The organism is Candidatus Omnitrophota bacterium (assembly GCA_028716165.1).
In the GTDB taxonomy this organism is placed as follows: domain Bacteria; phylum Omnitrophota; class Gorgyraeia; order JABMRG01; family JABMRG01; genus JAQUQI01.
This window is the reverse complement of the sequence record JAQUQI010000022.1, coordinates 1-7,572: the sequence shown is the minus strand read 5'-3', so window position 1 is coordinate 7,572 and position 7,572 is coordinate 1. Positions and strand designations below refer to the sequence as shown.

Sequence of the window (7,572 nt, the reverse complement as noted above, 5' to 3'; positions counted from 1 at the left end):
GCCGAGGTAATCAAGATAGAGGGCGATATAGCTTTTTTACAGGTATTTGAAGCAACCAAAGGGGTGAAGGTCGGCGATGAAGTGGAGTTCACCGGCTCCATGCTGTCGGTCCAACTTGGGCCGGGGCTGTTATCACAAATTTACGACGGGCTTCAAAACCCGCTGCCTGAATTAGCGGCACGCTTCGGTTTTTTCCTGCCGGTCGGTATTGAGCTTGGGGCCATATCATTGATCAAGAAATGGAAATTTAAGCCCAATGCTCAAAAGGGCGACCGCGTATCAGCCGGTTATGTTTTGGGCCATGTTCACGAAGGCATATTTTCGCATAAGATAATGGTGCCTTTCAATTACAAAGATGAATATATTGTTGAGGATATCGCTTCAGAAGACGATTATACGGTTGAACATGTTATTGCCAAGATCAAGGACGGCAATAATCAGGAGAAGCGGATAAGCATGACGTTCAATTGGCCTGTCAAAATGCCGATAGTGGCATATAAAGAAAAACTTGCCCCTGATGAACCGTTGATAACCCGCATGCGTATTATAGATACGTTTTTCCCCGTAGCAAAAGGCGGGACATATTGCATACCAGGTCCGTTTGGCGCGGGTAAAACGGTTTTACAGCAGTTGACAAGCCGCTATGCGGAAGTTGATATAGTGGTCATCGCCGCCTGCGGCGAACGCGCGGGCGAGGTTGTGGAAACATTAAGGGAATTCCCGAACCTGAAGGATGCGAGGACAGGCAAGACGCTGATGGACAGGACTGTTATTATATGCAACACGTCATCAATGCCTGTTGCCGCCAGAGAGTCGTCGGTTTACACGGCGGCTACCATAGCGGAATATTACAGGCAGATGGGCCTATCAGTGCTCCTTCTTGCTGATTCAACATCAAGATGGGCCCAGGCGATGAGAGAGATATCGGGCAGACTTGAAGAAATCCCCGGTGAAGAAGCTTATCCTGCATATCTTGAGTCGCGCATAGCGCAATTTTATGAACGTGCCGGCAAGGTGTTGTTGCATGACGGCAGCATCGGAAGTCTTACAATAGGCGGGACGGTAAGTCCGGCGGGAGGTAGTTTTGAAGAGCCTGTGACACAGAGCACCCTTAAGGTTGTTGGGGCCTTCCATGGTCTTTCAAGAGACAGGGCCGATGCCCGTAAATTCCCTTCCATTGACCCTCTTGAGAGTTGGAGCAAATACAAGAGCATCATACCCGAGGAACAGGTCGCGCGCGCAAAAGAAATATTGTTTAAGGGTGAAAGCGTAAACCAGATGATGAAGGTTATCGGCGAGGAAGGAACTTCGTATGAGGATTTTGAGATTTATCTCAAAGCGGAATTTCTTGACGCAGTTTATATGCAGCAGAACGGTTTTGACCCTGTGGATTCGGCCACCATACCTCGGAGACAGGAATATGTTTTTGACATGATATCGCGGCAGGTGCTTGACAGGGGGTTCGCCATACAGGATAAAGGGCAGGCCCGGCAGTTTTTTTACAACCTGCGCCAGGCTTTTATAGATCTCAACTATAAAGAATGGGATTCGCAAAGCTTTAAACTACAGGAAGAAAAAATAAAATCTCTGCTAAAGGATACATCATATGAGAAGAGTGTGCACTAAGATATTAAGTATAGTTGGCAACGTATTATCCGTCCGGGCGGAAGGAGTCTCTTATGAAGAGCTTGCTCAAGTGCAGACGGCCTATGGGGCATCGTTAGCTCAAGTGATCAAGCTCGACGCCGATATGGTCTATCTGCAGGCGTTTCAGGGGTCAAGAGGCATATCAACAGGTGATGAGGTAAGATTTTTAGGTCATCCTATGAAGGTGGGGTTTTCATCAAATCTATTAGGCAGAATATTCAATGGAAGCGGCATGCCCCGGGACGGAGGGCCGACCCTGTCGGATAACATGATAGAAGTTGCCGGTCCGGTTGTTAACCCGTCAAAACGGGTTATACCGCGCAATATGATCAAAACCAATATCCCGATGATTGATGTTTTCAATTCTCTTGTGGAGTCCCAGAAGCTGCCTATATTTTCCGTATCAGGAGAACCTTATAATGAACTTCTTGCCAGAATAGCCTTGCAGGCAGAGGTAGACCTTATAGTGTTAGGCGGTATTGGGTTAAAGCATGACCAGTACATCTACTTTAAAAAGACGCTTGAAGAAGGCGGCGCATTAGGCAGGACGATATTTTTTGTGCATACAGCCTCTGACCCCATCGTTGAGGGCCTGATGGTGCCTGATATGTGTCTTGCTGTCGCCGAACGCTTTGCGCTGGACGGTAAAAAGACCCTGGTTCTTTTGACGGATATGACGAATTTTGCCGATTCGCTTAAAGAAATGGCAATTACAATGGAACAGGTGCCTTCCAACAGGGGTTATCCCGGAGATCTATATAGCCAGCTAGCTTGCAGATATGAAAAAGCCGTTGATTTTGAAGGGGCGGGTTCTATTACCGTGTTAGCCGTAACAACCATGCCCGGTGATGACGTGACTCATCCTGTGCCCGATAACACTGGTTATATCACAGAGGGCCAGTTTTATTTGCGCAGTGGCCGCATAGAACCGTTTGGATCGTTAAGCAGGCTTAAGCAGTTGGTTAACAAGAATACGCGTCAGGACCATCGTCCCATTATGGACGGTATGATACAGCTTTATTCCAAGTACAAAGAGGCTGAAGAGAAAAGATCCATGGGTTTCCGCATGAGCGAATGGGATGCCAAGCTTATTAAATACGGCCAGTTGTTTGAATCACAAATGATGGATTTGAAGGTTAATATCCCGCTTGAACAGGCTCTTGACAATGGTTGGAAGATATTGTCGCAATGCTTTGACCCTAAAGAGACCAGTTTCAGGACAGAGCTTTTGGAAAAATTCTGGCCAAAACAGGTCAACTGCTGATGTCCAAGATAAAATACACAAAGAACGCGTTAAAAAGCCAAAAAGACGCTTTAAGGCGTTTTACAAGATATCTGCCTACCTTAACGCTGAAAAAACAACAGCTTCAGCTTGAAATATCCAAAACCTTGCACGCGATAGAAGGCGTTGAATCCGAGATGTCGCGGTTTAAATCATCAATATCCGGATGGCTGTCCGTATTTGGCGAAAGCGTGCCCTTTAAAAGTATTATTTCTGTTAAGGCATTTAACGCGAAAATAGAAAATATAGCCGGTATAGACCTCCCTGTGTTTGCCGGTATTGATTTTGATATTCGGGATTATGACTTTATGACCATGCCCTTATGGGTTGATTTTGGTATTGAAGCGGTCAAGAAGATGACAGAGTTAAAGTTCAGGCTTTTGCTGTTTAAGAAAAGGTATACCCTGCTGGCAGATGAACTAAGGGTTACCACGCAAAGGGTCAATCTTTTTGAAAAGATCAAAATACCCGAATCGCGCAATAATATCAGAAAGATAAATATTGTTCTCGGGGATATGCAGACGGCGGCTGTCGTAACGGGAAAGATCGCTAAGCATAAAATTGAGGCAGGGCACGAAGCAGCTTAGCGGGAAAAGGGTTTTATGATAGTAGCAATGAACGGGTTGACGTTATTTGTCCGCAGGAGTGAGCGTCGCCAGGCGCTTGAGGCCTTGCGCCGCCTCGGCGCGGTGCATCTAAAACACGCCGGTAATCCGCAAGAAGCCGATATAAACGCTGTTGCCGTTAAGCTTGAGCAAACGGAAAAGGCGATATCAATTATAAAGCAGTGTAAATGCGATGTCCGGGATCCCGGACATCACGATACGCCCGCAGAGCAGCAGGAAAGGGTTGAGTCTATATTGAACTTTAATGAACAGCTCAAAGCGGATGAGCGGGAGCTTGAAAAGGTATGCCAGCAGTTGAACTGGTATGAGCCCTGGAACGGATTTGATCCTGATGATATCAGGGCCCTTTCCCGTCTTGGCGTTGATATAAAATTATACGCATTGAATGAGCATGCATATGAGCAGGTCAAGGACAGAGATGACATCTACGCCATATCCAGAAACAAGGCCTGTGTATATTGCGCCCGGATAAATTACAGCCGCGGAGAAGATCTGACATTCAAGGCGGTTGCTTTACCGGATATGAGTTTTGACGTATTGTGCCGCAAGCGGGAATTTCTTGAAAAAAAAATGGCAGGTCTTAACGCGTCGCTTAAGACCGAAGCGTCCGCGCTTAAGCCCCTGAAGGAGTATCAGTTTCTTTTAAACAAGCAATATCTTTTTTTACAGGCCATGCACGGTATGGGTCAGGAAGACGACCTTGCTTATATAAAGGGTTATATACCGAAGGACAGACGGCAGGACATCGTTGATTTTGCCAAAGCCAATCACGCGGGATATTTATTAGAAGAACCCGACAATCCGGATGAGACGCCCACGCTCATACGCAATCCGAAATGGATTGATATAATAAACCCGGTTTTTCGGTTCATGAATACGGTGCCCGGATACGCCGAATACGATATAAGCGCGTGGTTTTTGCTTTTTTTCAGCCTGTTTTTTGCCATGCTTATAGGAGATGCCGGTTATGGCGTGATTTTTTTATTGGTAACATTTATTATACACAGACGGTTTAAAAATATACCCGTCCAGCCTTGCTTTTTGATGTATGTCTTAAGTGTTGCGACTATCGCGTGGGGCGCTGTTACAGGGACATGGTTTGGTTCGGAAGCGATATCCCGCCTGCCTTTTTTAAACCCATTGATTATTCGCAGTATCAGCACCTTTGCTTCGGACAACCAAAACCTTATGATATTTATTTGTTTTACTGTAGGCATAGCGCATTTGACGCTGGCGCACGTATTGGTGGCTTTGAGGTATTTAAATTCCTTAAAGGTCTTGGCCGAGATAGGGTGGATACTTGTTCTGTGGGCCTTGTATTTTGTCGCGGCCATGCTTGTGATCAGCCGGCCGATGCCTGCCTGCACGATGAAGTTTCTGCTGGCGGGCGGTTTGCTGCTGCTGGCCTTCAGCGAACCGCAGAAAAATGTTTTTAAAGCCATAGTGTCTTCGCTTACCAATATCCCGTTAAAGATTATAAGCTCATTCGCGGATATAGTTTCGTATTTGAGATTATTCGCGGTAGGCTATGCCTCCGTAGTATTGGCAGGCACTTTTAACAGTATGATAGCGTCAATAGGTTTTAATTCAATAATATCCGGCCTGGCGGCCGCGGCTATATTGTTTATCGGCCATCTGCTTAATATAGTGCTTGGATTTATGGCGGTTATAGTGCATGGCATAAGGCTGAATATGCTTGAATTTTCAGGCCAAATGGGCATGGGCTGGTCCGGCAAGGAATACACACCGTTTAAAGAATAAGGAGGCAATACCATGGTGCAAGGTTTGGGTGATATGGGTCTTTCACTGGCACTGGCAGCCGTAGGAAGCGCTTTAGGCACAGGCGTAGCGGGTATGGCGGCAATTGGCGCTTGGAAAAAAGCGTATACGCAGAATAAATTAGCGCCTTTTATCTTGATAGCATTTGTCGGAGCGCCTCTGTCGCAGACTATATATGGTTTTATATTGAAAAATCAGATACAGGCGGCAGGTCTTTCGCCGGAATCTTATGTATTTCAGACATTACTTGGCGCCGCGGCGGGCCTGGCATTGGGCTGTTCAGCCTGGATGCAAGGCAAGGCCGGAGCCTGCGCCTCGGATGCCCTTGCAGAGACGGGCAAAGGGTTTGGTAATTATATTATGGTATTGGGTGTTATAGAAACGGTAGCGTTATTTGTCATGGTATTTACCATGACAGCTCTCCCCAAGGCTTGAATGGGTAAAAACAGTTGACAGCTATCCGGGGCTTGCGCATAATATGAACCTGACGAAAGCTAATAATACACGGTAAGTGCTGTCCGGGCGGTTAGTTCAGTTGGTTAGAATATCTGACTTACATTCAGAGGGTCGTAGGTTCGAGTCCTACACCGCCCACCATTATTAAAGGGATTTTGCCGACCAGTTCGGCCGCGCCTTGTGCGTGATGCTGGTTCTGCTCAAAGAAGGCCTGGATTCCGTCAAACAAACGCATCGTCTTATATGCAAAAGCATTCAATAGGCTATACAGCCTTGCTTGGTTGATTAAGCCGACAAGGCTGTATAGCAATGGTTTTGGACTTGACTTTACTGTGGTATGAGTTACAATATCACCCTGATGTAACCCAAACATTTTATATCTTTACTGGTTTTGTTGATATATGTTATAATGTTGGTTCTTACGGGGACGTAGCGTAGCTGGTTTAACGCATCAGATTGTCGATCTGAGGATCGCGGGTTCAAATCCCGTCGTCCCCGCCATTCTGCTTCGCTCAAAGCTTTTCAGCTTTGAGCTTCGTAGGAATTGGCGAAACAGAATGTCCCTGCGTAGCCCTACCATAGTTTTCGTGTTGAAGGGCGAAGCAGGACAATTACAAATATGCATATAGTTTATATACTTATTAGTAAAAAATATCCTGACAGAATTTACATCGGTTTCACCAAAGACATTTCGCGTCGAGTAGATGAGCATAATGCCGATAAATCATCTTATAGCCGTAAATACGGGCCGTGGGAATTAGTGACATATATAACTTTCAGTCAGAAGAAAAAAGCTTCTGAATTTGAAAGATACTTAAAATCAGGATCGGGTTTTGCATTTTTAAAAAAGCGATTTATCTAAATGACCATTTTTAAGTCAACGTCCACACTAATCGTGGACGCGAACCATAGAAAATTAGATTCTAAAATAGCGGTGAAATGAATTAAAAAATATTAAAGATGTTAATAAATGGTATTCGAGTGATATTAAGTTCCGTCATGTTGGGAATGGCAACGGCTTTAGGTTGCAATTTGAATAAGCGAGATAAGAAGGATGGCCACCGGATCGAATCTGAAAAATAATTTTATGTTATCTTTGGAATTATTCAACGAGGGAAAATGACTTTTGAGCCGATATTTCAATTAGGGGTTGGCAATGCATGGGTTTTATGTATACCTTTCGTTTTAGGAGGGGTGTATATAACATGTCAGACGAAAGAGATCGCAAAGCGCATGGCAGACATGACGGGATACCATAAAATTGAAAAACTATTTACGATCTTGGCATCGCTTGCGCCGTACCCATTTATTATCGCCACTATCTGGGTCCCTTTCACTAAAATACGAACGTTTTTTTATATTGGTCTAGTTGTTTATTTTATAGGATTAGTGATGTTTTTTTTGGCTTTGCGCATTATCGTTAAAACACCTCTTGATAAACCATTTCTGGATGGTCCTTACAGAATTTCAAGGAATCCATTTTATGTTTCAGCAATACTAATATTTCTTGGTATCTGTTTTGCTACGACAAATCTTATTTTACTCGGTTACTGGATGTTTCTTTCGATATTGCAACATGTTATGATATTAGCCGAAGAACGTATATGTAAGCAAAGATATGGTATTAGCTATGAAAAGTATATGCAAAAAATACCAAGATACTTGTTCGTGTTTTAAGCCACTAGAAAGTGGTTTTATAAAGCCTGTGTTGAGATAAAATTCCTTTGCTATATGGTAACGAAATGTCTATGGGTTTGTCTAATGATATAAGGGAACCCATGC

7 protein-coding genes and 2 tRNA genes are annotated in these 7,572 nt (G+C 44.6%); all 9 read left to right on the top strand.

What is annotated here, in order from left to right:
* On the top strand, positions 1-1,626 hold a 1,626-nt coding region (locus PHV77_07450; GenBank protein ID MDD5505108.1), incomplete at its 5' end, for a V-type ATP synthase subunit A.
* Positions 1,607-2,911 carry a V-type ATP synthase subunit B gene (locus tag PHV77_07445; protein ID MDD5505107.1) on the top strand — a complete coding sequence of 435 codons (1,305 nt, stop codon included), beginning with the start codon at positions 1,607-1,609 and terminating at the stop codon, positions 2,909-2,911. The genes PHV77_07450 and PHV77_07445, both read left to right, overlap by 20 nt.
* Positions 2,911-3,516, top strand: a complete 606-nt coding sequence (locus PHV77_07440; protein MDD5505106.1) for a V-type ATP synthase subunit D — start codon at positions 2,911-2,913, stop codon at positions 3,514-3,516. The genes PHV77_07445 and PHV77_07440 overlap by 1 nt, the downstream gene beginning before the upstream one ends.
* A 15-nt stretch (positions 3,517-3,531) precedes the next feature.
* Entirely contained in the window at positions 3,532-5,316 is a 1,785-nt protein-coding gene (locus PHV77_07435; GenBank protein ID MDD5505105.1) for a hypothetical protein, read from the top strand.
* A gap of 12 nt (positions 5,317-5,328) precedes the next feature.
* Positions 5,329-5,769: a V-type ATP synthase subunit K gene (locus PHV77_07430; GenBank protein MDD5505104.1), complete on the top strand. Its 441-nt coding sequence runs from the start codon at positions 5,329-5,331 to the stop codon at positions 5,767-5,769.
* 85 nt (positions 5,770-5,854) lie between these two features.
* Positions 5,855-5,931: transfer RNA gene (locus PHV77_07425), tRNA-Val, on the top strand.
* A gap of 282 nt (positions 5,932-6,213) precedes the next feature.
* Positions 6,214-6,291: transfer RNA gene (locus PHV77_07420), tRNA-Asp, on the top strand.
* Positions 6,292-6,409: 118 nt separating this feature from the next.
* Positions 6,410-6,652: a GIY-YIG nuclease family protein gene (locus PHV77_07415; GenBank protein ID MDD5505103.1), complete on the top strand. Its 243-nt coding sequence runs from the start codon at positions 6,410-6,412 to the stop codon at positions 6,650-6,652.
* Positions 6,653-6,909: 257 nt separating this feature from the next.
* A complete protein-coding gene (locus PHV77_07410; protein ID MDD5505102.1) occupies positions 6,910-7,467 on the top strand; it encodes a methyltransferase in 558 nt (185 codons plus the stop codon).
* The last annotated feature ends 105 nt before the right edge of the window (positions 7,468-7,572 follow it).

Bases quoted from the DNA above. Each gene is read 5' to 3' on its own strand.
- PHV77_07415 (MDD5505103.1), top strand. From the start codon at position 6,410: ATGCATATAGTTTATATACTTATTAGTAAAAAATATCCTGACAGAATT.
- PHV77_07440 (MDD5505106.1), top strand. From the start codon at position 2,911: ATGTCCAAGATAAAATACACAAAGAACGCGTTAAAAAGCCAAAAAGAC.
- PHV77_07410 (MDD5505102.1), top strand. From the start codon at position 6,910: ATGACTTTTGAGCCGATATTTCAATTAGGGGTTGGCAATGCATGGGTT.
- PHV77_07430 (MDD5505104.1), top strand. From the start codon at position 5,329: ATGGTGCAAGGTTTGGGTGATATGGGTCTTTCACTGGCACTGGCAGCC.
- PHV77_07435 (MDD5505105.1), top strand. From the start codon at position 3,532: ATGATAGTAGCAATGAACGGGTTGACGTTATTTGTCCGCAGGAGTGAG.
- PHV77_07445 (MDD5505107.1), top strand. From the start codon at position 1,607: ATGAGAAGAGTGTGCACTAAGATATTAAGTATAGTTGGCAACGTATTA.